General features: G+C 73.6%; 20 protein-coding genes. 16 read left to right on the top strand and 4 right to left on the bottom strand.

Features of this window, described 5'->3' with window-relative positions; all coding sequences use genetic code 11:
* Positions 1–20 precede the first annotated feature (20 nt).
* The 12 genes from FXF52_RS17100 to FXF52_RS17045 all read left to right on the top strand — a co-directional run bounded on the left by FXF52_RS17100 (position 21) and on the right by FXF52_RS17045 (position 15249).
* Positions 21–800 (top strand): electron transfer flavoprotein subunit beta/FixA family protein, encoded by a 780-nt coding sequence (locus tag FXF52_RS17100; RefSeq protein ID WP_148797898.1) that lies wholly within the window; start codon positions 21–23, stop codon positions 798–800.
* 12 nt (positions 801–812) lie between these two features.
* Complete coding sequence (locus tag FXF52_RS17095; protein WP_148797897.1) at positions 813–1772, top strand: electron transfer flavoprotein subunit alpha/FixB family protein; 960 nt, start codon at positions 813–815, stop codon at positions 1770–1772.
* Positions 1773–2048: 276 nt separating this feature from the next.
* Positions 2049–3224 carry a cysteine desulfurase family protein gene (locus FXF52_RS17090; RefSeq protein ID WP_148797896.1) on the top strand — a complete coding sequence of 392 codons (1176 nt, stop codon included), beginning with the start codon at positions 2049–2051 and terminating at the stop codon, positions 3222–3224.
* Between the two features lie 37 nt (positions 3225–3261).
* On the top strand, positions 3262–4335 hold the full coding sequence (gene mnmA / locus FXF52_RS17085) for a tRNA 2-thiouridine(34) synthase MnmA (protein ID WP_187413543.1): 1074 nt from the start codon (positions 3262–3264) through the stop codon (positions 4333–4335).
* Positions 4336–4379: 44 nt separating this feature from the next.
* Complete coding sequence (locus tag FXF52_RS17080; RefSeq protein ID WP_148797895.1) at positions 4380–5384, top strand: methionine synthase; 1005 nt, start codon at positions 4380–4382, stop codon at positions 5382–5384.
* Between the two features lie 35 nt (positions 5385–5419).
* Positions 5420–5788 (top strand): VOC family protein, encoded by a 369-nt coding sequence (locus tag FXF52_RS17075; protein WP_187413542.1) that lies wholly within the window; start codon positions 5420–5422, stop codon positions 5786–5788.
* 31 nt (positions 5789–5819) lie between these two features.
* Complete coding sequence (locus FXF52_RS17070) at positions 5820–6833, top strand: ADP-ribosylglycohydrolase family protein (protein ID WP_148797893.1); 1014 nt, start codon at positions 5820–5822, stop codon at positions 6831–6833.
* Positions 6834–7005: 172 nt separating this feature from the next.
* Entirely contained in the window at positions 7006–9141 is a 2136-nt protein-coding gene (gene ligA / locus FXF52_RS17065; RefSeq protein ID WP_148797902.1) for an NAD-dependent DNA ligase LigA, read from the top strand.
* Positions 9142–9303: 162 nt separating this feature from the next.
* Positions 9304–11775: a bifunctional diguanylate cyclase/phosphodiesterase gene (locus FXF52_RS17060; RefSeq protein WP_148797892.1), complete on the top strand. Its 2472-nt coding sequence runs from the start codon at positions 9304–9306 to the stop codon at positions 11773–11775.
* A 159-nt stretch (positions 11776–11934) separates the two neighbouring features.
* Positions 11935–12240: an Asp-tRNA(Asn)/Glu-tRNA(Gln) amidotransferase subunit GatC gene (gene gatC, locus FXF52_RS17055; protein ID WP_148797891.1), complete on the top strand. Its 306-nt coding sequence runs from the start codon at positions 11935–11937 to the stop codon at positions 12238–12240.
* Positions 12237–13712 carry an Asp-tRNA(Asn)/Glu-tRNA(Gln) amidotransferase subunit GatA gene (gene gatA, locus FXF52_RS17050; RefSeq protein ID WP_148797890.1) on the top strand — a complete coding sequence of 492 codons (1476 nt, stop codon included), beginning with the start codon at positions 12237–12239 and terminating at the stop codon, positions 13710–13712. The genes gatC and gatA overlap by 4 nt, the downstream gene beginning before the upstream one ends.
* Before the next feature lie 235 nt (positions 13713–13947).
* Positions 13948–15249 carry a putative Ig domain-containing protein gene (locus FXF52_RS17045; RefSeq protein ID WP_222870553.1) on the top strand — a complete coding sequence of 434 codons (1302 nt, stop codon included), beginning with the start codon at positions 13948–13950 and terminating at the stop codon, positions 15247–15249.
* A gap of 50 nt (positions 15250–15299) precedes the next feature.
* On the opposite strand, the gene FXF52_RS17040 is transcribed toward FXF52_RS17045, so the two are convergent.
* On the bottom strand, positions 15300–16259 hold the full coding sequence (locus FXF52_RS17040) for a helix-turn-helix domain-containing protein (protein WP_148797888.1): 960 nt from the start codon (positions 16257–16259) through the stop codon (positions 15300–15302).
* 102 nt (positions 16260–16361) lie between these two features.
* On the opposite strand from FXF52_RS17040, the gene FXF52_RS17035 reads away from it, so the two are divergent.
* The 3 genes from FXF52_RS17035 (at position 16362) to FXF52_RS17025 (ending at position 21588) form a co-directional block, all read left to right on the top strand.
* Positions 16362–17465 carry a dispase autolysis-inducing protein gene (locus tag FXF52_RS17035; RefSeq protein ID WP_148797887.1) on the top strand — a complete coding sequence of 368 codons (1104 nt, stop codon included), beginning with the start codon at positions 16362–16364 and terminating at the stop codon, positions 17463–17465.
* A 145-nt stretch (positions 17466–17610) separates the two neighbouring features.
* Positions 17611–19110 (top strand): Asp-tRNA(Asn)/Glu-tRNA(Gln) amidotransferase subunit GatB, encoded by a 1500-nt coding sequence (gene gatB, locus FXF52_RS17030; protein ID WP_148797886.1) that lies wholly within the window; start codon positions 17611–17613, stop codon positions 19108–19110.
* A gap of 120 nt (positions 19111–19230) precedes the next feature.
* On the top strand, positions 19231–21588 hold the full coding sequence (locus FXF52_RS17025; RefSeq protein WP_148797885.1) for a pyruvate dehydrogenase: 2358 nt from the start codon (positions 19231–19233) through the stop codon (positions 21586–21588).
* A gap of 1 nt (position 21589) precedes the next feature.
* Here FXF52_RS17025 and FXF52_RS17020 read toward each other — a convergent pair whose 3' ends face one another.
* Together FXF52_RS17020 and FXF52_RS17015 are read right to left on the bottom strand one after the other, a co-directional pair.
* Entirely contained in the window at positions 21590–23212 is a 1623-nt protein-coding gene (locus tag FXF52_RS17020) for a metallophosphoesterase (protein ID WP_148797884.1), read from the bottom strand.
* A 151-nt stretch (positions 23213–23363) separates the two neighbouring features.
* Positions 23364–24542 carry a sorbosone dehydrogenase family protein gene (locus FXF52_RS17015; protein ID WP_148797883.1) on the bottom strand — a complete coding sequence of 393 codons (1179 nt, stop codon included), beginning with the start codon at positions 24540–24542 and terminating at the stop codon, positions 23364–23366.
* Positions 24543–24626: 84 nt separating this feature from the next.
* Here FXF52_RS17015 and FXF52_RS17010 point away from each other — a divergent pair, with 84 nt between their 5' ends.
* On the top strand, positions 24627–25556 hold the full coding sequence (locus tag FXF52_RS17010) for a 2-hydroxyacid dehydrogenase (RefSeq protein WP_148797882.1): 930 nt from the start codon (positions 24627–24629) through the stop codon (positions 25554–25556).
* Between the two features lie 48 nt (positions 25557–25604).
* On the opposite strand, the gene FXF52_RS17005 is transcribed toward FXF52_RS17010, so the two are convergent.
* Complete coding sequence (locus FXF52_RS17005; RefSeq protein ID WP_148797881.1) at positions 25605–26015, bottom strand: PH domain-containing protein; 411 nt, start codon at positions 26013–26015, stop codon at positions 25605–25607.
* Positions 26016–26067: the final 52 nt, after the last annotated feature.

Raw genomic sequence — 26067 nt, 5'->3', positions numbered from 1 at the left:
AGGAGGGTCGTCGAAGCGCGATGAATATCGTCGTACTCGTCAAGCAGGTGCCTGATTCGGGCGGGGACCGCAGCCTGCGTTTGGACGACAACACCGTCGACCGCGGTTCGGCGAACAACGTCATCAACGAGATGGACGAGTACGCCATCGAGGAGGCGTTGAAGATCAAGGAGGCGCACGGCGGTGAGGTCACCATCCTGACCATGGGTCCGGATCGGGCGACGGAGTCGATCCGCAAGGCGCTGTCGATGGGCCCGGACAAGGCGGTGCACGTCGTGGACGACGCGTTGCACGGGTCCTGCGCGGTGGCCACCTCGAAGGTGCTCGCCGCCGCCCTCGGTCAGCTCAACGCCGATTTGGTGATCTGTGGTGCGGAGTCGACCGACGGGCGGGTGCAGGTGATGCCGCACATGATCGCCGAGCGGCTGGGTGTGGCCGCGTTGACCGGCGCGCGGAAGCTCACCGTCGACGGCAGTGTGCTGACGGTGGAGCGGCAGACGGAGGAGGGCTACGAGGTGGTGACCGCCGCCACCCCGGCCGTGGTGTCCGTCTGGGACACCATCAACGAGCCGCGCTACCCCTCCTTCAAGGGCATCATGGCCGCGAAGAAGAAGCCGGTGCAGACGCTGTCCCTGGCAGATCTGGGTGTCGCCCCCGGTGAGGTGGGTTTCGACGGCGCGACCAGCACGGTGTTGGAGCACGCCAAGCGGCCGCCGCGTTCCGGCGGGGTCAAGGTCACCGACGAGGGTGAGGGCGGCGTGAAGCTGGTCGAGTTCCTCGCCACCGAGAAGTTCGTGTGAGAGGTGTAGGTCATGTCTGAGGTTCTCGTCGTCGTCGAAGCCACCCGGGAATTCGGCGTCAAGAAGGTCACCCTGGAGATGCTCACCCTCGCCCGCGAGCTGGGAGCCCCGAGCGCGGTCGTGCTCGGCGGCCCGGGCGCCGGACAGGCGCTGTCGGCGAAGCTGGGCGAGTACGGCGCGGAGAAGGTCTACGCCGCCGAGGGTGAGGAGATCGACGGCTACCTGGTGGCCCCGAAGGCCACGGTGGTGGCCGACCTGATCCGGCGGGTGCAGCCGGCCGCCGTGCTGCTCGCCTCGTCGCAGGAGGGCAAGGAGATCGCCGCCCGCCTGGCCGTCAAGCTGGACAACGGCATCCTGACCGACGTGGTCGCCCTCGCCGCGGACGGCACCGCGACGCAGGTCGCGTTCGCCGGCTCCACCATCGTCACGTCCAAGGTCACCAAGGGCCTGCCGCTGGTCACCGTCCGACCCAACTCGCTCACCCCGGCCCCCGCCCCGGCCACCCCGGCGGTGGAGCAGCTCACCGTGGCCGTTGGCGACGCGGACAAGCTGGCCAAGGTGGTGCAGCGGGTCGCCGAGCAGAAGGGCACCCGCCCCGAACTCACCGAAGCCTCCGTCGTCGTCTCCGGCGGCCGCGGGGTCGGCAACGCCGACAACTTCAAGCTCGTCGAGGAGTTGGCCGACCTGCTCGGCGGCGCGGTCGGCGCGTCCCGCGCCGCGGTCGACTCCGGCTACTACCCGCACCAGTTCCAGGTGGGCCAGACCGGCAAAACAGTCTCCCCGCAGCTCTACATCGCACTCGGCATCTCCGGCGCGATCCAACACCGCGCCGGCATGCAGACCTCGAAGACCATCGTCGCGGTCAACAAGGACGCCGAAGCGCCGATCTTCGAGCTTGCCGACTTCGGCGTGGTCGGCGACCTGTTCAAGGTCGTCCCCCAGGCCGCCGAGGAGATCCGCAAGCGCAAGTGAAGCAGCCCGGCTAATCCGACAGAGCCGCCGTCCGATGATCCGGGCGGCGGCTCCGTCGTGCGTCACGCCCTTCCCGTCGCGGTGGGAAGGGAGCTGATCGGCGGGCCGGGGAGCTGAGCCGGCCCGCCGATCAGCCCGTCAGGGCGCCCCTCGGCGAGCTGTCGGCGGCGCGGGGCTCGGTTCAGCGTAACGAGTGGAAACCTCTGGCGAGGCCCCGGGCCGACGGGGGCGGTCCGGCATCCGGCGCGAGGACACTCGGCCGTTAGGCTGAGCGGGATGGCATACCTGGATCACGCGGCGACGACCCCGATGCTCGACGAGGCACTCGAGGCGTACGTCGCCACGGCCCGCGAGGTGGGCAACGCGTCGTCGCTGCACGCGGCGGGCCGGCGCGCCCGGCGGCGGGTGGAGGAATCCCGGGAGCGGGTGGCCGCCGTCCTCGGCGCCCGCCCCTCCGAGGTGATCTTCACCGGGGGCGGCACCGAGAGCGACAACCTCGCGGTGAAGGGCATCTTCTGGGCCCGCCGCGCCGCCCACGCTGAGCGGACCCGGGTGGTCTCCAGCGCCGTCGAACACCACGCCGTGCTGGACGCGGTGGACTGGCTGGCCGGGCACGAGGGCGCCGAGGTCGGCTGGCTGCCGGTCGACGCCGCCGGCCGGCTCGACCCGGAGCGGCTCCGCGCCGAGCTGGCCGCGCACGGCGAGCGGGTCGCCCTGGTCACCGCCATGTGGGCCAACAACGAGGTGGGCACCGTGCAGCCGGTCGCCGAGCTGGCCGCGGTCGCCGCCGAGCACGGGGTGCCGTTCCACACCGACGCGATCCAGGCGGTCGGGCAGGTGCCGGTCGACTTCGCCGCGAGCGGCGTCGCCGCCCTCACCGTCACCGGGCACAAGCTCGGCGGCCCGACCGGGGTCGGCGCCCTGCTGCTGGCCCGGGACGTCGCCGCCACGCCGTTGCTGCACGGCGGCGGCCAGGAGCGCGACGTCCGCTCCGGCACCCTCGACACGGCCGGCATCGTGGCCTTCGCGGTCGCCGTCGAGACCGCGGTGAAGGGCCAGCAGGAGTACGCGGCCCGGGTCGCCGCGCTCCGCGACGAGCTGGTGGAGCGGGTCCGGCAGGCGGTGCCCGAGATGATCTTCAACGGCGACCCGGCCGACCGGCTTCCCGGCAACGCGCACTTCTCCTTCCCCGGCTGTGAAGGGGACGCGCTGCTGCTCCTCCTCGACGCCCAGGGCATCGCCTGCTCGACCGGCTCGGCCTGCTCGGCCGGGGTGGCCCAGCCGTCGCACGTGCTGCTGGCGATGGGCGCCGACGACGACCGGGCGCGCTCGTCGCTGCGGTTCACCCTCGGCCACACCAGCACCCGGGCGGACGTCGACGCGCTCATCGCCGCGCTGCCCGCCGCCGTGGAACGGGCCCGCCGCGCGGCCGCTCTCCGCACCCCCCGCTGACCCGGATACCCTCGGTGAGGACGAGGGGAGTGAGCCGGTGAGGGTTCTGGCGGCGATGTCGGGCGGGGTGGACTCCGCCGTGGCGGCGGCGCGCGCGGTGGAGGCCGGGCACGACGTGACCGGGGTGCACCTGGCGCTGGCCCGCAACCCGCAGACCTACCGCACCGGCGCCCGCGGCTGCTGCACCCTGGAGGACTCCCGGGACGCCCGGCGGGCCGCCGACGTGATCGGCATCCCGTTCTACGTGTGGGACATGGCCGACCGGTTCCACGAGGACGTGGTGGACGACTTCGTCGCCGAGTACGCGGCCGGCCGTACCCCGAACCCGTGCCTGCGCTGCAACGAGAAGATCAAGTTCGCCGCGGTGCTGGACCGGGCCGTGGCCCTCGGCTTCGACGCGGTGGTGACCGGCCACCACGCCCGGCTCGGCCCCGACGGCCTGCTGCGGCGCAGCGTCGACCTGGCCAAGGACCAGTCGTACGTGCTCGCGGTGCTGACCCGCGAGCAACTCGGCCGCTCGATCTTCCCGCTGGGCGACTCCACCAAGGCCGAGGTACGCGCGGAGGCCGCCCGGCGCGACCTCGCGGTCGCCGACAAGCCCGACTCGCACGACATCTGCTTCATCGCCGACGGCGACACCCGTGGCTTCCTCGCGCAGCGGCTCGGGGAGACCCCCGGCGACGTGGTCGACGCGCTCACCGGCGCGGTGGTCGGGAGCCACACCGGCGCTTACCAGTACACCGTCGGGCAGCGGCGCGGCCTGCACCTGGACCGGCCCGCCCCGGACGGCCGCCCCCGCTACGTGCTCTCCATCACCCCGAAGACCAACACCGTCATGGTCGGCCCGGCCGAGGCGCTGGAGGTCTCCCAGGTGCGGGCCACCCGCCCGGTGTGGACCGGCTGCGAGCGGCCCACCGGGCCGGTCGACTGCGAGGTGCAGCTGCGGGCGCACGGCGACGTGGTGCCGGCGACCGTGTCGCTGGACGCCGACGGCCTCCGTGCCGAGCTGCGCCGCCCCGTGCGGGGGGTCGCCGCCGGGCAGGCGATCGTGGCGTACCGGCCGGATCCGGCCGGGGACGTGGTGCTCGGCTCCGCCACCATCACGGGCTGAGCCTTCACGGCGGGAGCGGGCCGGGCACCGGATAGTCTGCGGCGGTGAGTGATCAGCCCTGGCCCTGGCCCGCCGGGGCGGCGACCGGCATCGGCTCGCTGCCCGGCACCGACATCGCCGAGGCGCAGCGCATCGTGCTCGGCGAGCTGCCCGTCCTGCCGCACCTGCCGGAGCTGCCCGCCCGGGGTCCCGGCGCCGACCTGATCGGCCGGACCGCCGGGCTGCTCGTCGAGCTGCCGGTCGAGCTGTTCGCGGCCCGCTGGCGGGTCGCGCCGCGCCCCGGCAAGGACCTGCGCCGCGCCCGCGACCTGATGGAGCGCGACCTCGACCAACTCGCCGAGCAGGCCGAGGAGTACACCGGCCCGGTCAAGGTCCAGGCGGCCGGCCCGTTCACCCTGGCCGCGTCGGTGGAGCTGCCGATCGGCGGCCGGATGATCCGGGACCCGGGTGCGGTGCGGGACCTCGCCGGCTCGCTCGCCGAGGGGCTGCGCGGGCACGTCGAGGCGGTGGCCCGGCGGCTGCCCCGCGCGTCGGTGCTGCTCCAGCTCGACGAGCCGTCCCTGCCGGCGGCGCTGGCCGGCCGGGTGCCCACCGAGAGCGGCTTCGGCACCTACCGGGCGGTGGAGCCGGAGGTCGCCAGAGGGCTGCTGCGCGACGTGGTCGAGGCGACCGGAGTGCCGACCCTGGTGCACTGCTGCGCGCCCGACGTGCCGCTGGAACTGATCCGTACCACCGGGGCCGCCGGCGTCGCCCTCGACCTGGAGCTGGTCACCGACCTGGACCCGCTCGGCGAGGCGATCGACGCCGGGCTCGGGCTGCTGGCCGGCGCCGCGCCCGCGCTGCCGCCGCCCGCCGGTCGCGCCCCCACCTCGGCCCAGGTCGCCGACCGGGTACGCCGGGTCTGGGACCAGCTCGGCTTCCCCCGCCGTCGGCTCGCCGAGCAGGTGGTGGTCACCCCCGCCTGCGGCCTGGCCGGCGCCACCCCGGCGTACGCCCGAGCGGTCCTCGCCGCGTGCCGGGACGCCGGCCGGCGGCTGGCCGAGGAGTAGGTTTCCTGTCGCACCCCCGGGGCAGGATGACCGGCATGATTGGACAGCTGCGTTCCGTGGTGATCGACTGCCCCGATCCGCGCGCGCTGGCCGGCTTCTACGCGGAGCTGCTCGGCCTCCCGCTGATCGAGGACAACTCCGACGGCGACGAATGGGTGGTGCTCGGCGGTCCGCCGGGGCACCAGCCGCGGATCGCCTTCCAGCAGGCCCTCAACCTGCGCGCGCCGGACTGGCCCGACCCGGACCGGCCGCAGCAGTTCCACCTCGACGTGACGGTGGACGACATCGAGACCGCGGAGAAGGCGGCGCTGGCCCTGGGCGCGCGGCGGCTGCCCGGCGAGGGTGAGGGCTTCCGGGTCTACGCCGACCCGGCCGGGCATCCGTTCTGCCTCTGCTGGGACTGACCGCCTCCGGCGCGGCTTGCGTCGGCGGTGCATGATCACCACCGTGATCGACTCTTCGCCGCGCCGCGCCTCCGGTTCGCTGTTCGGCCTCGCCTACGGCGACGCTCTGGGCCGGCCCACCGAGTTCCTGACCGTCGCCGAGATCGTCCGCCGCTACGGCCCCGCCGGCCCGCGGGAGCTGACCGGCGACCCAGCGCTGGTCACCGACGACACCCAGATGGCGCTCGCGGTGGCCTGGGCGCTGCACGACGCGCCCGCGTACACCCCGGAGGTGGTGGAGCCGCTGCTGCGGCAGCGGTTCCTCGCCTGGGCGGTCAGCCCGGACAACAACCGCGCGCCGGGGATGACCTGCCTGCGAGCCTGCGCCGAGCTCGACCGGGGCGTCCGCTGGCAGCAGGCGACGGTCGCCGACTCGAAGGGCTGCGGGGCGAACATGCGGGTCACCCCGGTCGGGCTGCTCGACGTCGACCTCGACACCCTCGCCGGGCTGGCCCAGCTTCAGGCCGGCCTGACGCACGGGCACCCGACCGGGTTGGCGGCCAGCGAGCTGACCGCGTACGCGGTCCGGCTGCTGCGCGACGGCGCCGCGCTCGCCGACCTGCCCGGCCTGCTCGCCGCGCGGGCCCGGAAGCAGCGGACGGTCTACCGGGCCGACTGGCTGGGCGACCTGTGGCAGCGCCCCGGCGAGGCGACGCCGGAGGAGTTCATCGCCCGGGGGTGGGACGAGTGCCTGCGGGTCCTCGGCCGGCTCGACGCGGCGCTGGCCCACCCCGACGACGGCGGCGACCCGTGCCGGCTCACCGGGGAAGGCTGGATCGCCGAGGAGGCCCTGGCGACCGCGCTGCTCTGCGCGCTGCGGCACGCCGACGACCCGGTCGCCGCGCTGGCCCGGGGCGCCACCACGGCCGGCGACTCGGACTCCATCGCCGCCCTCGCGGGCGCCTTCCTCGGCGCCGCCCACGGCATGTCCGCCTGGCCTGTCGAGTGGTCCACCCGCATCGAGTACGCCGACCAGCTCACCACCCTCGCCACCCCCAACGACTGACCCACCCCGGCCGGCCGGTGACCCGGCGGGTGGTCGGGGCCCGGCGGCCCGGCGCATGCTGGTGTCGCGTGCCTGGCCAGGGCGGGTGAGGGGATGATTGTCAGCCCTGCCCGCTACGGTGCGGGGGTAGCACGATCACGGGAGGTTCACAGCGGTGACCGAGAGCGGCAGGGTGTCCGAGGACGGGGTTCCCCAGACGGTCAGCCCGGCGCAGGAAGCGGCGGCGGGCGCCGAGCCGACCCCGGAGGCGCGGGAGCGGCACGCCACGCTGAGCCAGGAGCTCACCGACCACCAGTACCGCTACTACGTGCTCGACGCGCCGACCATCCCGGATGCCGACTTCGACAAGCTGCTGCGCGAGCTGGAGGCGCTGGAGGCGGAATATCCGGCGCTGCGCACCCCCGACTCGCCGACCCAGCGGGTCGGCGGGACCTTCTCCACCGACTTCACCCCGGTCACCCACGCCGAACGGATGCTCTCGCTGGACAACGCCTTCGCCGACGAGGAGCTGGCCGCCTGGGCCGAGCGGGTCGAGCGGGACGCCGGCGGTCCGGTTCCCTACCTCTGCGAGCTGAAGGTCGACGGCCTGGCCATCAACCTGACCTACGAGAAGGGGCGGCTGGTCCGGGCCGCCACCCGGGGCGACGGGCGTACCGGCGAGGACGTCACGGCCAACGTGCGCAGCATCCGGGACGTGCCGGCCCGGCTGACGCCGTCCGCCGACTTCCCCGACGTGCCGGACCTCCTGGAGGTGCGCGGCGAGATCTACTTCCCGGTCGCCGCGTTCGCCGACCTCAACGCCGGCCTGGTCGAGCAGGGCAAGCCACCGTTCGCCAACCCGCGCAACGCCGCCGCCGGCAGCCTGCGCCAGAAGGACCCCCGGATCACCGCCTCCCGGCCGCTGCGCCTGGTGGTGCACGGCATCGGCGCCCGCGACGGCTTCCAGCCGACGGCCCAGTCCGAGTCGTACGCGGCGCTCAAGGCGTGGGGGCTGCCCACCAGCGACCGCTGGCGGGTGGTGCCCGACCTGGCCGGGGTGGCCGAATACATCGCCTACTACGCCGAGCACCGGCACGACGTCGAGCACGAGATCGACGGCGTGGTGGTCAAGGTCGACCCCGTCTCCATCCAGGGGCGGCTCGGCTCGACCAGCCGCGCGCCCCGCTGGGCGATCGCCTTCAAGTACCCCCCGGAGGAGGTGACCACCAAGCTGCTCGACATCGACGTCAACGTCGGTCGGACCGGCCGCGTCACCCCCTTCGCCGTCCTCGAACCGGTCCGCGTGGCCGGCTCGACGGTCGCCCTGGCCACCCTGCACAACGCCCGCGAGGTCGAGCGCAAGGGGGTGCTGATCGGCGACACGGTGGTGCTCCGCAAGGCCGGCGACGTCATCCCCGAGGTGCTCGGCCCGGTGGTCGACCTGCGCCCGGCCGACGCCCGCCCGTTCGTCATGCCCACCACCTGTCCGGCCTGCGGCACCCCGCTCCGCCCGGAGAAGGAGGCGGACGTCGACATCCGCTGCCCCAACAGCCGCAGTTGCCCGGCGCAGCTGCGGGAGCGGGTGTTCCACCTGGCCGGCCGGGGTGCCTTCGACATCGAGGTGCTCGGCTACAAGGCCGCCGCCGCGCTGCTCGACGCCGGGATCATCCAGGACGAGGGCGACCTGTTCCACCTCGACGCCGAGCAACTCGCCCGCTCGCCGTTCTTCGTCAACAAGGACGGCAGCCTGGGCAGCAACGCCACCAAGCTGCTGGAGAACCTGGCCGTGGTCAAGGAGCGGGACCTGTGGCGGGTGCTGGTGGGGCTCTCCATCCGGCACGTCGGCCCGACCGCGGCGCAGGCCCTCGCGCGGCACTTCCGGTCCATCCCCGCGATCGAGGCGGCCGGCGAGGAGGAACTGTCCTCGGTGGACGGGGTGGGCCCGACCATCGCCGTCAGCATCAAGGAGTGGTTCGCCGTCGACTGGCACCGCGAGGTGGTGCGCAAGTGGGCCGAGGCCGGCGTACGGATGGCCGAGGAGGCCGGCGAGGAGGGGCCGCGCCCGCTGGAGGGGCTGACCGTGGTGGTGACCGGCACCCTGGCCGGGTTCAGCCGCGATCAGGCGTCCGAGGCGATCCAGAGCCGGGGCGGCAAGGTGACCGGCTCGGTGTCGAAGAAGACCAGCTTCGTGGTGGTGGGGGACAACCCCGGGTCCAAAGCCGACAAGGCGGCCAGCCTCAAGCTGCCCGTCCTCGACGAGGAGGGCTTCCGGGTGCTGCTGGAGTCGGGCCCGGACGCGGCCCGGGAGGTGGCCCGCGTCGAGGGCTGACACCGGTCCCGAAGTGGATCTTTGTGACGTCGAGGCGCGTATACCAACTTAATTACGACTACGACCGATTCGTGACTGTCGTGGCGGGAATCCGGGCCTGAGGGCGTTTCATTGGCGTACGGCGTGTGACGGCGCACGCCAGGGCCGTTCCCGGGAGGTGCGATGGAGACCGGCGACCCGCGAAACTCCGTGCCGCCCGGGCGGGGTGCGCCGTTCTTCGGTTTCGTCGCGGTGGTCGGGGTGCTGGCGCTGCTCGTCTCGGCCGGGCCGCTGGCCGGGCTGCCGGACCGGCTGTCGGACATGCCGGTGGCCTTCTGGACCATGGCGGCGCTCGCCGTCGCCTGTGACGCCCGCCCGTTCGTGCCGCCCGGCCGGCGGCGGACCTCGGCGGTGTTCCCGTCGACCTGCTTCACGTTCGCGATCCTGCTCGGCTGGGGGCTCGGCCCGGCCGTCGCCGTGCAGGCCGTGGCGGTGGCCGTCTCCGGCTGGCGGCTGGGATACGCCCTGTGGCGCACCGGCTTCAACGCCGCCCAGTACGCCTGCGCGCTCGGCGCCGCGTACCTGGTCACCCGGCTCGGCGCCGGCGACCTCTTCGACGGCGGGCGGCTGCACTGGGCGGACGTGGCCGTGGTGGGTGGCGCCGCCGCGGCCTGGTTCGTGGTCAACTACTGCCTGGTCACTTTGGCGATCCGGCTGCGCTTCGGGGCCCGCTGGTGGCCCCGGGTCCGGCTCGGCCTGGCCTACGAGCTGCTCTCCACCGGGTCGCTGCTGCTGCTCGCCCCGGTGCTGGTCGCCGCCGCCCGGGCCAGCGCCGCGTTGATCCCGCTGGTGCTGGTGCCGCTCTTCGCCGTCTACCGGATGGCCCGGCTCTCCGCCGAGCAGGAGCAACTGGCCGCCCTCGACCCGCTCACCGGGCTGCCCAACCGCAAGGCGCTGCTGGCCGAGGTGGCCGAGCAGGTGCACCTGCACGCCGAGCGGGCCGCCCGGGGCGAGCCGGACGCCCACCTCGCCCTGCTGCTGCTCGACCTGGACCGGTTCAAGCACGTTAACGACGCCCTCGGGCACGCGGTGGGGGACCGGCTGCTGGTCGAGGTGAGCGCCCGGCTGACCGACGTGGTGGACGAGGGGCACCTGGTGGCCCGTCTCGGCGGCGACGAGTTCGCCATCGTCGTACCCCGACTGGCCGGCGCCGACCAGGCCCGGGAACTGGCCGACCGGGTGGTCGCCGCGCTCGCCGAACCGGTCCCGCTGGACGGGCTCCCGTTGGACGTGGGCGGCTCGATCGGCGTCGCGATGTTCCCCGAGCACGGCGAGGACTTCGCCACCCTGATGCGCCACGCCGACGTGGCCATGTACGACGCCAAGCACCGTAACGACACGGTCGCCGTCTACGCGGCCGAGTCCGATCACAACTCGGCCGAACGGCTCAGCCTCCTGGCCGACCTGCGCCGCGTCCTGGAGACCACGCCGGCCATACCCGTCGCGCCGCCGCCCGGCGTACGCGGTGGCGACGGCGCCGCCCTCGCGGCCGCGCCCGGCCTGGCCGCCCCGGCCCGGGCCGACGGTGCGGCCCGCAATGGTCGCCGGCGCGCCGTCGCCGTGCGGCCGGGGCAGGGGTCGGGGCGGTGGCGGCTGCGCCGGCGCGAACGGGTCGACCTGCGGCACGACGACGAGCTGATCAACCGGATCGTCACGAACGCCGACCCGATCCGCCGCCGGGCCGCCCGCCAGGTCGGGACCGACGCGTCGGCGGGCACCCCTGGTGACCGGCTACCGGAGGCGTCCGGCGGAGGGCTGGTCGGCGACGAGGCCCCGGTCCGGACGGGCGGCGGTGGGGACGACCCGGCCGGGGACCCGGGCGAGATCACCATGTACTACCAGCCGCAGATCGCCATCGCGACCGGCGAGGTCGTCGGGGTCGAGGCGCTGCTGCGCTGGCGGCACCCGCGCCGAGGCATGGTCGACCCGGGGGAGCTGATCCAGGTCGCCGAGCAGAGCGCGGTGATGCGGCTGCTCACCCGCCGGGTGGTGGACGACGTGGTGGAGCAGTTGGCGAAGTGGTCGGCGGCCGGCCTCACGCTGCGCGCCGCGCTCAACGTGAGCGTCCGGGACCTGCACACCGGCGAGATCGCCGAGCAGATCGCCGACCGGCTCGCCCGGTACGGCGTACCGCCGGAGCGGCTCCAGGTGGAGATCACCGAGGGCGCCCTGATGGCGGACCCGCGGCGGGTGCTGGCCAGCATCTCCCAGCTGCACCGGACCGGCGTCGGCATCGCGCTGGACGACTTCGGCACCGGGTACTCGTCGTTGCAGCACCTGCGCCGGCTGCCGCTGTCCGAGGTGAAGGTGGACCGGTCGTTCGTTCTCGGGATGGTCGAGGACCCGGACGACGCGGCGATCGTCCGGTCGATGATCGAGCTGGCCGGGGCGCTCGGGCTGCGCGTGGTGGCCGAGGGCGTGGAGGACGAGCGCACCTGGCGGCTGCTCTACGCCGCCGGCTGCGACGTGGCCCAGGGCTGGTTCTACGCCCGGCCGATGCCGGCCGAGGAACTGGTCGCCTGGCTGTCCCGCTACCGCCCGGTCCACCCGGTGGCGACCGCCGACGCCGACGGGCCGCGCCGTCCGGCCCGATGACGGGCGGCGACGGGACGCCGAGCACCCGGAGGGGGAGTCGGAGGCGTCGCCGTGACCGCAGGACAATAGACTCGCTCCGGTCACCGCGCGTCATCGCCACCGTCGAACGCGCGGCCGGCACCCGAAGACGCAGCAGGACAGCCACGAAGGGGGCACCCGATGGCCGCCATCTCCCGCGAGGAGGTCGCGCACCTCGCGCGACTGTCGCGGCTCGCCGTCACCGAGGAGGAGCTGGACACCTTCGCCGGCCAGCTGGACGTGATCCTCCAGTCGGTCGCCCAGGTGGGCGAGGTCGCCGCGGCGGACATCCCGCCGACCTCCCACTCGGTGCCGCTGACGAACGTCCTCCGCGAGGATGTGGTGGCGCCGTGCCTGACCCCGCAGGAGGCGCTGTCGGGTGCGCCCGACGCCGAGGAGCAGCGGTTCCGCGTCCCGCGGATCCTGGACGAGGATGTGGCTTCATGACCGACCTGACCAAACTGAGCGCCGCCGAGATCGCGGGGCGCGTGGCGAGCGGGGAGGCCTCCGCCGTCGAGGTGGCGCAGGCCCACCTGGACCGGATCGCCGCCGTCGAGGACCAGGTCCACGCCTTCCTGCACGTCGACACCGAGGGCGCGCTGGCCGCCGCCCGCACCGTGGACGAGCGCCGGGCCGCCGGCGCGGAGCTGGGTCCGCTGGCCGGCGTGCCGGTCGCCGTGAAGGACGTGCTCACCACCAAGGGCGTGCCCACCACGGTCGGGTCGAAGATCCTGCAGGGCTGGCGCCCGCCGTACGACTCGACGATTGTGCAGCGGCTGCGCGACGCGGGCACGGTGATGCTCGGCAAGACCAACATGGACGAGTTCGCCATGGGCTCCTCCACCGAATACTCGGCCTACGGCCCGACCCACAACCCGTGGGACCTGACCCGGATTCCCGGCGGCTCGGGCGGCGGCAGCGCCGCCGCGCTGGCCGCGTACGAGGCGCCGCTGGCCATCGGCTCGGACACCGGCGGCTCGATCCGCCAGCCCGGCGCGGTCACCGGCACGGTCGGCGCCAAGCCCACCTACGGCGGCACCTCCCGGTACGGCCTGGTCGCGTTCTCCTCGTCGCTGGACACGCCTGGCCCGTGCGCCCGTACGGTGCTGGACGCCGCGCTGCTGCACCAGGTGATCGGCGGGCACGACCCGCGCGACTCCACCTCCATCCCGGCCCCGGTGCCGGACGTGGTGGCTGCGGCGAAGCTCGGCGCGACCGGCGACCTGACCGGGGTGAAGCTCGGTGTGGTCACCGAGTTCACCGGGGAGGGCGCGGAGCCGGGCGTGATGGCCGCGTTCCGCGAGTCGGTGGAGGCGCTGGCGAAGCTGGGCGCCGAGATCGTCGAGATCTCCTGCCCGCACTTCAAGTACGCGCTGCCGGCCTACTACCTGATCGCGCCGAGCGAGTGCTCCTCCAACCTGGCCCGCTTCGACGGGGTCCGGTTCGGCCTGCGGGTCGGCGACGACGGCAACCGGTCGCTGGAGGAGGTCATGTCGCTGACCCGCGAGGCCGGCTTCGGCCCCGAGGTCAAGCGGCGCATCATGATCGGCACGTACGCGCTCTCCTCGGGCTACTACGACGCCTACTACGGGCAGGCGCAGAAGGTCCGGACTCTGATCACCCGGGACTTCACCGCGGCGTTCGAGCAGGTCGACGCGCTGATCTCGCCGACCACTCCGTTCGTGGCCTTCCCGATCGGGGCGCGCACCTCCGACCCGTACCAGATGTACCTGGCCGACCTGTTCACCATTCCGACCAACCTGTACGGCGGGCCGGCCATCTCGGTCCCGTGCGGTCTCTCCGAGGGGCTTCCGGTCGGTCTGCAGATCATGGCCCCGACCATGGCCGACGACCGGATGTACCGGGTGGCCGCCGCGCTGGAGTCGACGGTCGGCACGTTCGCCCCACCGGCACTGTGACCCGCCCGCGGGGCGGCCGATCGGCCGCCCCGCGAGGGGTCACGGTCAGGTCCGGGAACGGGCGCCGCGACAGCCGAACGCGACACCGATCGGCAACACGCGGTCACCGTCGGTCTATTACGCCTTCCTGCCTGTCCTGATTGGATAATGTCGCTTCGCGCTGGTGAACGCGAATTCCGGCTTACCTCGATCGAATCCTGGACGGGCGATGAAGACGCTGCGACCGATAATGATCGTGTCGGCACTCATCCTGGTGCTGCTTGGCACGGCGCAGCCGGCGGCTGCCGCCACCATCACCTTCACGTCCGGTCCGCCGGCATCCCCGGTCACCGCCTACGAGCCGTATCCGAGCCACACCTTCGCCGCGACCGGCGACGCCGCCATCACCTTCTCGCTGGCCGCCGGTTCCCTCCCGCCGGGCATGGCGCTGTCGTCGGGGGGTGGCTTCAGCGGCACGCCGACCACTCCCGGCACCTACGCCTTCACCGTCCGGGCCACCGGGACGCCCAGCGGCGACACGGCCGACCAGGCCGTGACCGTCGTGGTGAAGGCGCCCACGATCACCGTCACCTCGGACGCCCCCACCTCGCCGGTCACCGCCTACCAGCCGTACCCGACGCACACCTTCACGGCGTCGGGCGGCACCGCGCCGTACACGCTTTCCCTGCGGTCGGGTTCGTTGCCGCCGGGCATGGCGGTGTCGTCGGCGGGGGTGTTGTCGGGTACGCCGACCACGCCGGGCAGTTACGCGTTCGGCATCCGGATGACCGACACGCACGGCTTCTCCGCCGACCAGGACGTGACCGTCGTGGTGGTCGCGCCGACCATCACCATCACCTCCGGCGCACCCACCTCACCCTGGTACACCGGGCAGTCGTACCCACAGCACACGTTCACCGCTTCGGGCGGCACCGCGCCGTACACGCTTTCCCTGCGGTCGGGTTCGTTGCCGCCGGGCATGGCGGTGTCGTCGGCCGGGAAGCTCTCGGGTACGCCGACCACGCCGGGCAGTTACGCGTTCGGCATCCGGATGACCGACACGCACGGCTTCTCCGCCGACCAGGACGTCACCGTCGTGATCGCCGACCCGGCCACCACCTTCACCTCCGGGGAGCCGCCCCGGGGCGCGGTCGGCGAGGAGTACTCCTTCCGGTTCACCGCCACCGGTGACTCCGACATCCAGTTCAGCGTGACCGCCGGCGACCTGCCGGCCGGGCTCACCCTCGCCCCGGACGGCGTGCTCAGCGGCACCCCCGAGTCCGCCGGCAGCTTCACCTTCACGGTCAAGGCGACCGGCACCGCGTCGAGCGCCACGGACGAGGTGACCCTCGCCGTCGACGCCGCCTCGTCCTCGCCGTCCTCGACGCCCACGTCGCCGTCGCCGGATCCGTCATCGACGTCGCCGTCGGCCACCGCCGGGCCCGGGCTTCCGGTCACCGGATCCGACACGCGAACCATGCTGTTGCTGGGCGTCGCGGTGATCGCCGTCGGTGGGATGCTCCTCCTCGTGGCCTACGAGCGCCGCCGGCGATCCTGACCCACGGGTGCCGCCCGCACGAGGCGGGTCGTGGCGTTCGCCGCGCAGCTTCAGGCCAGGCCCCGGCGCCCGGCCTGCAGCCCGGCCTGGAAGCGGGTACGGGCGCCGAGCGCGGCCAGCAGGGCGGACGAGCGGCGCCCCAGGGTGCGTACGCTCACGCCGAGCTCTCGGGCGATGGCTTCGTCCTTGAGCCCGGTGGCGAGCAGGCCCAGCAGCCGCAGGTCCAGCTGGTCGGCATCCGTCGCAGGCTGCTCCGGGTCCCAGGCAGGCAGTGGCGTGGCCTGCACCCAGAGCAGTTCGAAGAGCTTCACCAGCGCCGACACGACTATCGGCGCGCGGATCACCAGCGCCGCGTCCACGGCCCGTTCGCTGGCCAGCGGCAGCAGCGCCACCGAGCGGTCACCGATCGCCAGCTTCAGCGGCACGTCCGTGTGCACCCGCGCCTGTTCCCCGGCGGCCACGGCCGCCATTGCCTGCTCGTAGGCGCCGGGCAACTCGAAGGCCTCCGGGGCGTAGATGCCCCGCACGTCGGCGTCCCGGCCGAGCAGCTCGTTCTCGGGCACGTTCGCCGACGCCACCTCCTGGGCGTACGGCGGGCGATCCAGGACCAGCAGCTCCTTCGTCACGCCGTAGGAGAGCTGGACGAACTGAGCCTCGACGGCGGCCCTGCCGGTGACGATCTCCAGCAGCTGGTCCGGCCTGGTCGGCAGCTCCTGCGGAAACTCCTCCGCCATCCGCTCGGCGGCCCTGCGTACCTGGGTGAACTCCTGTGTGCGCCGCATGACCAGCGCGTTCACCGCGACGTCCGGACGCGTCGGCAGCAGCCGGGTGCCGGAGCCGACCCGCCGGCTGACGAAGCCGAGTTCCTCCAGGCGTTCGGTCGCCGCGCGGACCACCCGGAGGCTCTCCCCGACCTGCTGGGCCAGTTCCGGCACGCTTGACTGCCGCCGGTGCAACAGGGCCAGGTAGACCGCTTCCTCCACCGGGGTCAGACCCAACGACTCGAACATCCGAGCCCCTTCCCGCCTCGCGGGTGTCCGACACAGGCCATGGCCGAGCTCGGACACCGGAAACTGTGGCGATCGGTGCATGCCCACGTCTAGACATGCTTCATGATCTTCTCCCGACTCAGCGGTGCACTCGCGCTGGCCGTCACGGCCGCCGGTGCCGTCAACCTCGCCGCCGCAGCCCCCGCCGCCGCTGCACCCGGCTGGCAACGCCCGCAGTGCGGCGTGGTGCAGGGCGACGGCTCGGTCACCTTCACCCGTACCGACGGCGCCGTCCTGGCCCGCACCACGACCCCCCTCACCCCGGTCGCCTACCCGAAGCTCGTCGCGTTGAGCACGCCGAACACGCTGGTGGCCATCTCCAGGACGGCGATCCAGCGGTCCACCGACGCCGGCTGCAGCTGGCAGCAGATCGCCGACACCGGGCTGAGCCTGGCCGCGTACGACCTCGCCGCCGGACCGCACGGGACCGCCTACGCGTACGGCGTGAACGACCGGCCGATCTACCGGGTGCAGGGCGACCAGGTCGCCGAGGTCGCCGGCCCGGTCCCGGACGACGGCGTGGTCGGGCTGGCGGTGGACCCGACCGATGCGGGGGCCGTCCGCGTGGTCAGCAAGGCCGGCCAGGTCTACGACTCCCGCGACGGCGGTGCCACCTGGGCCGCCGTCGGAGTGCCGGCCGGCCAGGACGAGTTCGTCTACCAGGCGGCCGTCGATCCCGCCAACCGGGATCACCTCATCGTCGGCACCATGGGCCACGGCAGCTACGTGACGTTCGACGGCGGCCGCAGCTGGACCCGGTCGGCCGGGGTCGGCGCCACCCCGCAGTCGAACGGCTTCTCCGTCGCCTTCTCCCCGGCGGACCCGCGGACGGTGTGGCTGGAGGGCTACGACCTCAGCCAGAGCGACAACTCCGCGCGGCACATCTGGCGCTCAACCGACGGCGGGCGCAGCTTCGTGTCGGTGCTCGACGGCTCCCAGGTGGCGCTGATCAACGGCACGCCGCTGTGGCCGAGCCCGGTGGATCCGAACGTGCTGTACTTCGCGTACGGCACCTGGTTCGGTGGCTACGGCACCGACCTCTACCGGTACGACCTGTCGACCGGCCGGCTGACCTCGCAGCACAACTCCCACGACGGCATCCGCGGCCTCGCCTTCAACCCGGTCGACCCGAAGGTGATGTACCTCGGGGTGGTCGAGGAGCGCTGACCTCGGGACCCGCCCGGGGCCCTCCCCGGGCGGGCGCCCCGGGCCGGACAGACACGTGCCGGCGTGGATGGAAACCCGGGCGAGGCGACGGTAGCCAGCCCCACTAGGCTGGAACAGTTCCGTCCGGATCGCGCCTGGAGCTCAGATGACGACGACACTGCCCGCGTACGACGAGATCGTCGCGCGCTTCGAACCGGTGATCGGCCTGGAGACCCACGTCGAGCTGGGCACGAACACCAAGATGTTCTGTGGCTGCCCGACGGATTTCGGCGGCGAGCCGAACACCCGGGTCTGCCCGGTCTGCCTGGGCCTGCCCGGCTCGCTGCCGGTGGCCAACAGGGCCGCCATCGAGGCGACCATCCGGATCGGGCTGGCGCTGAACTGCTCGATCGCCGAGTGGTGCCGGTTCGCTCGGAAGAACTACTTCTACCCGGACATGCCGAAGAACTTCCAGATCAGCCAGTACGACGAGCCGCTCTGCGTCGACGGCTACCTGGACGTCGAGGTCAACGGCGAGACCGTGCGGATCGGCATCGAGCGGGTGCACCTGGAGGAGGACACCGGCAAGACGCTGCACGTCGGCGGCGCCACCGGCCGGATCCACGGCGCGACCGAGTCGCTGGTCGACTACAACCGGGCCGGCATCCCCCTGGTGGAGATCGTCACCAAGCCGATCCCCGGCACCGGCGCGCTCGCGCCGGAGGTGGCCCGGGCGTACGTCACCGAGCTGCGCGACGTGATCCGCTCGCTGGGCGTCTCCGACGTCCGGATGGAGGAGGGCTCGCTGCGCTGCGACGTCAACACCTCGCTGAACAAGCCGGGCGAGGAGTGGGGCACCCGCACCGAGACCAAGAACGTCAACTCGCTGCGCTCGGTGGAGCGGGCGGTCCGCTCGGAGATGCTGCGCCAGGCCGCGGTGCTCGACGCCGGCGGCAAGATCACCCAGGAGACCCGGCACTTCCACGAGGACACCGGCGACACCACCCCGGGCCGGTCCAAGGAGACCGCCACCGACTACCGGTACTTCCCGGAGCCGGACCTCGTGCCGCTCGCCCCGGACCCGACCTGGGTGGCCGAGCTGAAGGCCGGGCTGCCGGAGCTGCCCCGGCTGCGGCGCCGCCGGTTCCAGCAGGAGTGGGGCCTGTCCGACCTGGACATGCAGTCGGTGGTCAACGCCGGCGCGGTCGAGCTGATCGAGGCCACCGTCGCCGCGGGCGCCACCCCGGCCGCCGCCCGGAAGTGGTGGCTCGGTGAGCTGTCCCGGCGGGCCAACGAGACCGGTGTGGAGCTGGCCGACGTCGGAGCCACCCCGAGCCAGGTCGCCGAGCTGCAGAGCCTGGTCGACGCCGGCAAGCTCAACGACAAGCTGGCCCGTACCGTCCTGGAGGGCGTGGTGGCCGGCGAGGGCTCGCCGACCGAGATCATGACCAACCGCAACCTGGAGGTCGTCTCCGACACCGGCGCGCTCACCGCCGCCGTGGACGAGGCGATCGCCGCCAACCCGGACGTAGCCGACAAGGTACGCAGCGGTAAGGTCGCCGCGGCCGGCGCCCTGGTCGGGGCGGTCATGAAGACCACCCGCGGCCAGGCGGACGCCAAGACCGTCCGCGAACTGATCCTGGAGCGCCTCGGCGCCCAGGGCTGAGTCCCACCTCCGAAGGCCGCCGTCGTGACCCGGCGGCGGCCTTCGGCGCTTCCCCCGGAGTACGCGGCCACCCCGCACCCCTCGCAAGGGCGTCAACGGCGACGCCCGGATGGAGTCAGCGTGAACCAGCACGACCTCGACGTCCTCGACGAGATCCAGCGGCGGGTGCTCTGGCTCGCCACCCGCATCGTGGACGCCGCCAACCACGACCGGAACACCGGTGACGGGGTGAAGGTCGGCGGCCATCAGGCGTCCAGCGCCTCCCTGGTCACGGCGATGACCGCGCTCTGGTTCGCCCACCTGGACGCCGCGGACCGGGTCTCCGTCAAGCCGCACGCCTCGCCGGTGTTCCACGCCATCCAGTACCTGCTCGGCAACCTGGACCGGTCGTACCTGCCGAAGCTGCGGGCGCGGGGCGGGTTGCAGTCGTACCCGTCGCGGACCAAGGACCCGGATGAGGTCGACTTCTCCACCGGCTCGGTCGGCCTGGGCGCCGCGGCGCCGCTGTTCGCCGCGGTCACCCGCCGCTACGTCGACGCGCACTTCGGCGAGCGCCCGCACTCCCGGTTCATCGCGCTGATCGGCGACGCCGAACTGGACGAGGGCAACATCTGGGAGGCCGTCGCCGACCCGGCCACCGCCGCGCTGGGCAACGTGATGTGGCTGGTCGACTTCAACCGCCAGTCGCTGGACCGGGTCGTCCCGGGCGTCCGGATCAACCAGTGGCGCGGCCAGTTCGAGGCCGCCGGCTGGCACGTCGTCGAGGTCAAGTACGGCCGCCGGCTCGCCGAGGCGTACGCTCGGCCGGGCGGCGAGGCGCTGCGCGACTGGATCGACCTGATGCCGAACGAGCAGTACCAGTCGCTGTTCGGACTGGCCGGGCCGGCCCTGCGCAAGCAGTTCCTGGACGGCGCGCCCGCCGAGGTGGCCGCCTTCGTCGCCGACATCCCCGACGACGAGCTCGGCCCGCTCGTCACCGACCTGGGCGGGCACGACCTCGAGGCGATGCTCGACGCGTACGCCCAGTGCGACGCGGTCACCGACCGGCCCAGCGTGGTCTTCGCGTACACGGTCAAGGGGTGGGGGCTGCCGATCGCCGGCAACCCGCGCAACCACTCGGCGCTGCTCACCACCGAGCAGGTCGACGCGCTGCGCACCGCGCACGGCCTGACCCGCGAGACCGAGTGGGACCGCCTCGACCCGGCCTCCCCGGCCGGCATCCGGGCCGGCGAGCGCCGGGAGGCACTGTCCCGCGCGCCGCGCCGGCGGGCGCTGGGGGTCACCGTCCCGGAGTCCACCAAGGTACGCGCGAACAAGCCCGTCTCCACCCAGGAGGTCTTCGGCCGGGTCCTGGTCGACCTGGCCCGCGACGCCGACGTGGCGCCCTACCTGGTCACCACCGCGCCCGACGTGGCCACCTCGACCAACCTGGCCGGGTTCATCAACAAGACCGGCGTCTTCGCCCCCACCGCGCAGCGCTCCTGGACCGAGGACCGGATGCTGCGCTGGACGGAGAGCCCGTCGGGCCAGCACATCGAGCTGGGCATCTCCGAGATGAACCTGTTCCTGCTGCTCGGTCAGCTCGGTCTCGCCTGGGACCTCTCCGGCCAGCCGCTGCTGCCGGTCGGCACGGTCTACGACCCGTTCGTGCTGCGCGGCCTCGACGCCTTCCTCTACGGCACCTACTCGGGCTCCCGGTTCGTGGTCGCCGGCACCCCGTCCGGCATCACCCTCGCCCCGGAGGGCGGCGCCCACCAGTCCACGATCACCGCCTCGGTCGGGTTGGAGCTGCCCGGCGTGACCTTCCTCGAGCCCGCGTACGCCGGCAGCCTCGACTGGCTGCTCTGCGACGCGCTCGGCCAGATCGCCGGGGGCGCCGCGCCCGCCGCCACCGCCGCGCCCGCCGAGGACGGCGCGTACTACTTCCGGCTCAGCACCCGCCCGATCGACCAGGCGCCGTTCGAGGCGGCCCGGACCCGGATCGGCGACGCGGTGCTGCGCCGGCAGGTGGTCGCCGGCGCGTACCGGCTGGTGGACGCGCACGAGGCGTACCCCCACCTGGCGGACGCCCCGGTCGTGCAGCTCGCCGCCTCCGGCGCGGTGCTGCCCGAGGTGCTGGCGGCCGCCGCGGAGCTGGCCGAGGAGGGCGTCGCCGCGCACGTGGTCGATGTGACGAGCCTGGACCGGCTCTACCGGGCCTGGCAGCGGACCCTGCGCCAGGGCGTCCGGACGGCGACCGTGCCGAGCGTGCCCGGCGCGCTGCGGTCGGCCTTCGCCGACCGGGTGCCGGTGGTGACCGTGCACGACGCCGCCTCGCACGCGATGGCCTGGCTCGGCTCCGCGCTCGGTGCCCCGGCGGTGCCGCTCGGGGTGGACGATTTCGGCCAGTCGGGCAGCGTCCACGAGCTGTACGAGCTGCACGACCTGCTCCCGGGCAGCATCGTCAACGCCGCCCTGGCCGCGCTCTCGCTGCGCTGACTCAGCGCGTCGGGCTCGCGGTCGGGGTCGGGCTGGACGGGATCACCGGCCCGCCTCGGGTGGGGGTGGGGGTGACCGGCACCTGTTCCCCCTTCGTCGGGTCCCTGATCACGTGCCGTTCCAGGTTGACCTGCGACTGCCCGGTGCCGCCCACGGTGATCTCGTCGTACGCCTGCAGCATCTTCTGCGGGTCGAAGTAGAGCACCGTCATGGTCAGCGGGGTGGGCTTCTCGCCCTCCAGGCCGCGCAGCCCGGCGCCGCCGGTGGAGCCCTCCACCATCAGCGTGGTCGGCTCCTTGCCCGGCGACTGCGGCAGCTTCGCCACCTCCCGGGCGTGCAGGTGACCGGCCAGCACCAGCGGGCAGCTGCCGGAGAGCGGCCCGGCCGAGGCCGGGTCGTGCACCAGGGCGATGTTCACCTTGGTCGGCGAGTTCTGCACCGTGGTCGCCAACTGCTCGCCGACCCCGATCACCTGGTCGGCGACCTGCGCGGTGAGCCCGCTGCCGGCCGGCGAGGTCTCCTTGTCGGGGGTGAACCGCGGGTCGCCGATGCCGGCGATGGTCAGCCCGGACACCGTGGTCGTGGAGTTGTCGAGCACGATGGCATTCGGCTGCTGGGCCACCGCAGCGGCGGTCCGCGGCGAGTCGTGGTTGCCGCGGATGTAGACGTACGGCTTCTTGAGCAGGCCGATCGAGCCGACGAAGGACGCCTCCGGTTCGCTGCCCCAGTCGGTGATGTCGCCGGTGTCGATCACCACGTCGATGCCGAACTGCTCGACGATGGTCCGGATCAGCGACCAACCGGTGGGGTTGAGGTGCATGTCGGAGACGTGCAGCACCCGGGTGGTGCCGGGGGCCGGCTCATACACCGGCAGCGCCGAGACGGTGGTGTAGAGCTTGCTGACGTTGCCGACCAGCCGCTGGAGCTGCTCGGCGTACTTGGTGTAGTCGTTGGCGATCCGCCGCGCGTCGCCGACGACCGCCGGCGCGTTGACCAGCAGCCCCTCGTAGCGGGGCTCCTCGATGGCCTGGGGGCGGACGGTGGCGGCGGCCAGCCCGAGACTCCCGGCGGTGACCGCCAGCGCCAGTCCGCCGGCCCAGGCCATCCGGCGTACGTCCCGGAAGACCAGCCCGGCCAGCAGCAGGGTGGCCAGCACCGCCGAGGCGAGCGTCTTCAGCCCAAGGCGCATCACGCCGGCGCGGACGTCCTCGACCGCGGACTGGCTGGCCCGGCTGATGCTCGCCGGGTCGTCGATCAGCGCCTCGGTACGCCGCTGGTCCAGCGAGCCCAGCTCCACGGTCAGGTACGCCGGTCCGTTGTGGCTGTCCAGCAGCAGCGCGCCCAGCGGCGGAATGTCCACGGTGGTGCCGCCGCTCAGCGACGGGCTGAGGCTCAGGTGCGCGCGGAACGGGCCGATGTCGGTGCCCACGTGCCCACCGGCGTAGGTGCCGGCGATGACCCCGGTGAGGGTGACCACGAGCAGGGCCAGCACCGCGCCGAGCTGCCGCAGCCGGACAGCCGGCCGGCCCCGCCACCACCGTCGGTACGCCCAGCGGCGGGCACGCCCGGTCGCCGGGGCCGCCTCGTCCCCGGTCCTGCGCTGCTCGTTCTCCTGGCCGTCCATGCTCAGATTCTGACCTGCCCAATGCTGGATCTTGATAAACCCGAGGGAAGCCCGGGCGTGTTCTCACCTGTCCGACAACTCCAGCTCGGCGCGTCTGACGCCGCGCGGCGACCTGGAGCCGTCGCCGGTCGGTGCCGGCCGGCGTGGCCGGTCAGCTGCGTCCGGCCCCGCCGTCGGCGAAGACCAGCCGCAGTATTCGATCGTCCTCCGCCGTGGGCTTGCCCCGGCCGTCCCGATTGGAGGTGGTCACCCAGACCGAGCCGTCCGGGGCGACCGCGGCGGCCCGGAGCCGGCCGTACTTGTTGGTCAGCAGCTCCCGCGGCTGGCCGAGGACGGTCCCGTTCGGGGTCAGCTCGACCAGCCAGAGCCGCTGCCCGCGCAGGCACGCGGTGATCAGCAGGCGTTCCACCGCGGCCAGCCCGGAGCAGGACGCCTCGGCGGTCCGCCACTGCACGGCGGGGTTGACGTAGCGCTTGTCGTCGCCGCGCCCCTCCACCTGCGGCCAGCCGTAGTTGCCGCCCTTGTTGATCTGGTTGATCTCGTCCCAGGTGTTCTGGCCGAACTCGACGGCGTACATCCGCTTGTCCGGCGTCCAGGCGAAGCCCTGCACATTGCGGTGCCCGAGCGACCACACCGGGGAGCCGGCGGTGGGATTGCCCGGCGCCGGCTTGCCGTCCGGGGTGATCCGCAGGATCTTGCCGCCGAGGCTCTTCTGGTTCTGCGCGTTGGCCGTGTTTCCGGCGTCGCCCGTGCTGGCGTAGAGGTAGCCGTCCGGGCCGAAGCCGAGCCCGCCGCCGTTGTGGTTGCCGGCCTTGGGGATGCCGGTGAGGATCGGGGTGGGACGCCCGCCCAGCTCCAGCTTCGCGATCCGGTTGTCCTGTGCGGCGGTGTAGTAGACGAAGACGGCGCGGTCCTTCGCGTACGACGGGGAGACGGCGATGCCCAGCAGCCCGCCCTCGCCGCCGGGCGCGACGTCCGGCACGCTCTGCACCACGGTGACCTTCATCCCCTCCGGCCCGGACTCCGGGCCGACCTGGAGGATCCGGCCGCTGTCCCGCTCGGTCACCAGCGCGCCGCCGTCGGGCAGGAACGCGATTGCCCACGGCACCGCCAGGCCCTTGGCCAGCACCGTGGCGACCACCTGCTGACCGGCGCCGCCGGGATTCGCGGTCGCCGACGGGGTCGGAAGGTTGGGCGGCTGGCCGGCCGGGTCGGGATCCGGCTCGCCGAAGGCGCAGCCGGCGGTGCCCAGCAGCAGCGCCGCGCAGGAGGCGGCCAGGGTCGCCCGGCGGCGACGACCGGTGCGAGGGTACGGGGGAGGCGCGCTCACCCGACCCAGAGTAGCCGGGTCGAGGCCACCGGAACGGCCACCGCGAGCAGGGGCCGCACCCGTCGGCGACTATCGTCGGCGGTCGTGAAGGTATGGATCCCGCACCGGGCCGGTCCCGCCCTCCTCGGTGAGCTGCCTCCGGGCGTCACCGTGGAGCTGCTGGAGGACCCCGCCCGGCTCCCGTCGTCCCCGGCCGGCGTGCGGTTCTGGGTGCCGCCGTTCCTCTCCGCCGGTCCGGCTGCCACCCCGCTGCTGGCCTCGCTGCCCGATCTGGCGGTGGTGCAGCTGCTCTCCGCCGGGGCGGACGCCTGGGTGGGGCGGCTCCCCGACGGGGTGACGCTCTGTGACGCCCGCGGCGTGCACGACACCGGCACCGCCGAGTGGGTGGTCACCGCGATCCTGTCCGTGCTGCGCGGTTTCGGCCCGATGGCCCGGGCGCAGGCCCGCCGGGAGTGGGCGTACGACGAGGTGGCCCCCACCGACGAGCTGGCCGGCAAGCGGGTGCTGATCGTCGGCGCGGGGTCGATCGGGGCCGCCGTGCAGGCCCGGCTGGCCCCGTTCGAGGTGACCTTCACCCTGGTGGCCCGCACCCCACGCCCGGCCGAGGGGGTGCACGGGGTGGACGAGCTGCCCGCCCTGCTGCCCGAGGCGGACGTGGTGGTCCTGCTGCTGCCGCTGACCGAGCAGACCCGGGGACTGGTCGACGAGAAGTTCCTCGCCGCGATGCCGGACGGCGCGCTGCTGGTCAACGCGGCCCGCGGCCCGGTGGCCCGGACGTCGGCGCTGGTCGCCGAGCTGGCCTCGGGCCGGCTGCGGGCCGCGCTGGACGTCACCGATCCCGAGCCGCTGCCCGCCGACCATCCCCTGTGGGAGCTGCCCAACGTCCTGCTCACCCCGCACGTCGCCGGCTCGGTACGCGGCCTGCTGCCGCGCGCGTACCGGCTGGTCGGGGAGCAGGTGCGGCGCTTCGTGGCCGGAGAGCCGCTGGTGAACCGGGTGGTGGACGGCTACTGACCGGGCCGGCTCAGGCCGGCCTTTTGGCCGCGCCCGCCCGTGCCGGGCTCAGCCGTTCGTGGTGGAGCCCCCGGTGGGCGTGCCGTCGGTCGTGTCGGACAGCTCCTGGCCGGTGGCGGAGATCAGCCGGGGCAGGTCGTTGGCGCGTACCGCGGGGAGCACCAGCAGCTCGCCGTCGTCGAGCCGGACGACCCCCCGGCCCCGCGCGTCGGCGGTCAGCTCGGCGACCCGCTCCCAGGGGATCCGCCGCTGCCCGGCGAGGGCACGCAGCCGCAGCTCGCGGGAGTCCGCGTCGGTGCCGGCCCGCCAGGCCCAGAGCGCGACCGCCAGCGGGATCAGCAGCACCCAGAACAGCCACCAGCGGGCGGTGGCCAGGGGCAGCGCGCCGAGGAACGCGACGATCGCGGCGACCAGGATCGCCTGGTTGTGGCGGAAACGGATGGCGTCGGCGCGGCTCACCCTCCGATGATCGCACCCCTGGCCGGGCCGCTGCCGACCGGGCGGAGCGCCG

The sequence above is a fragment of the Micromonospora sp. MP36 genome (genome assembly GCF_008119785.1).
GTDB lineage: Bacteria > Actinomycetota > Actinomycetes > Mycobacteriales > Micromonosporaceae > Micromonospora.
The sequence above is the reverse complement of the archived record's forward strand: the minus strand, read 5'-3'. Positions and strand labels throughout refer to the sequence as shown.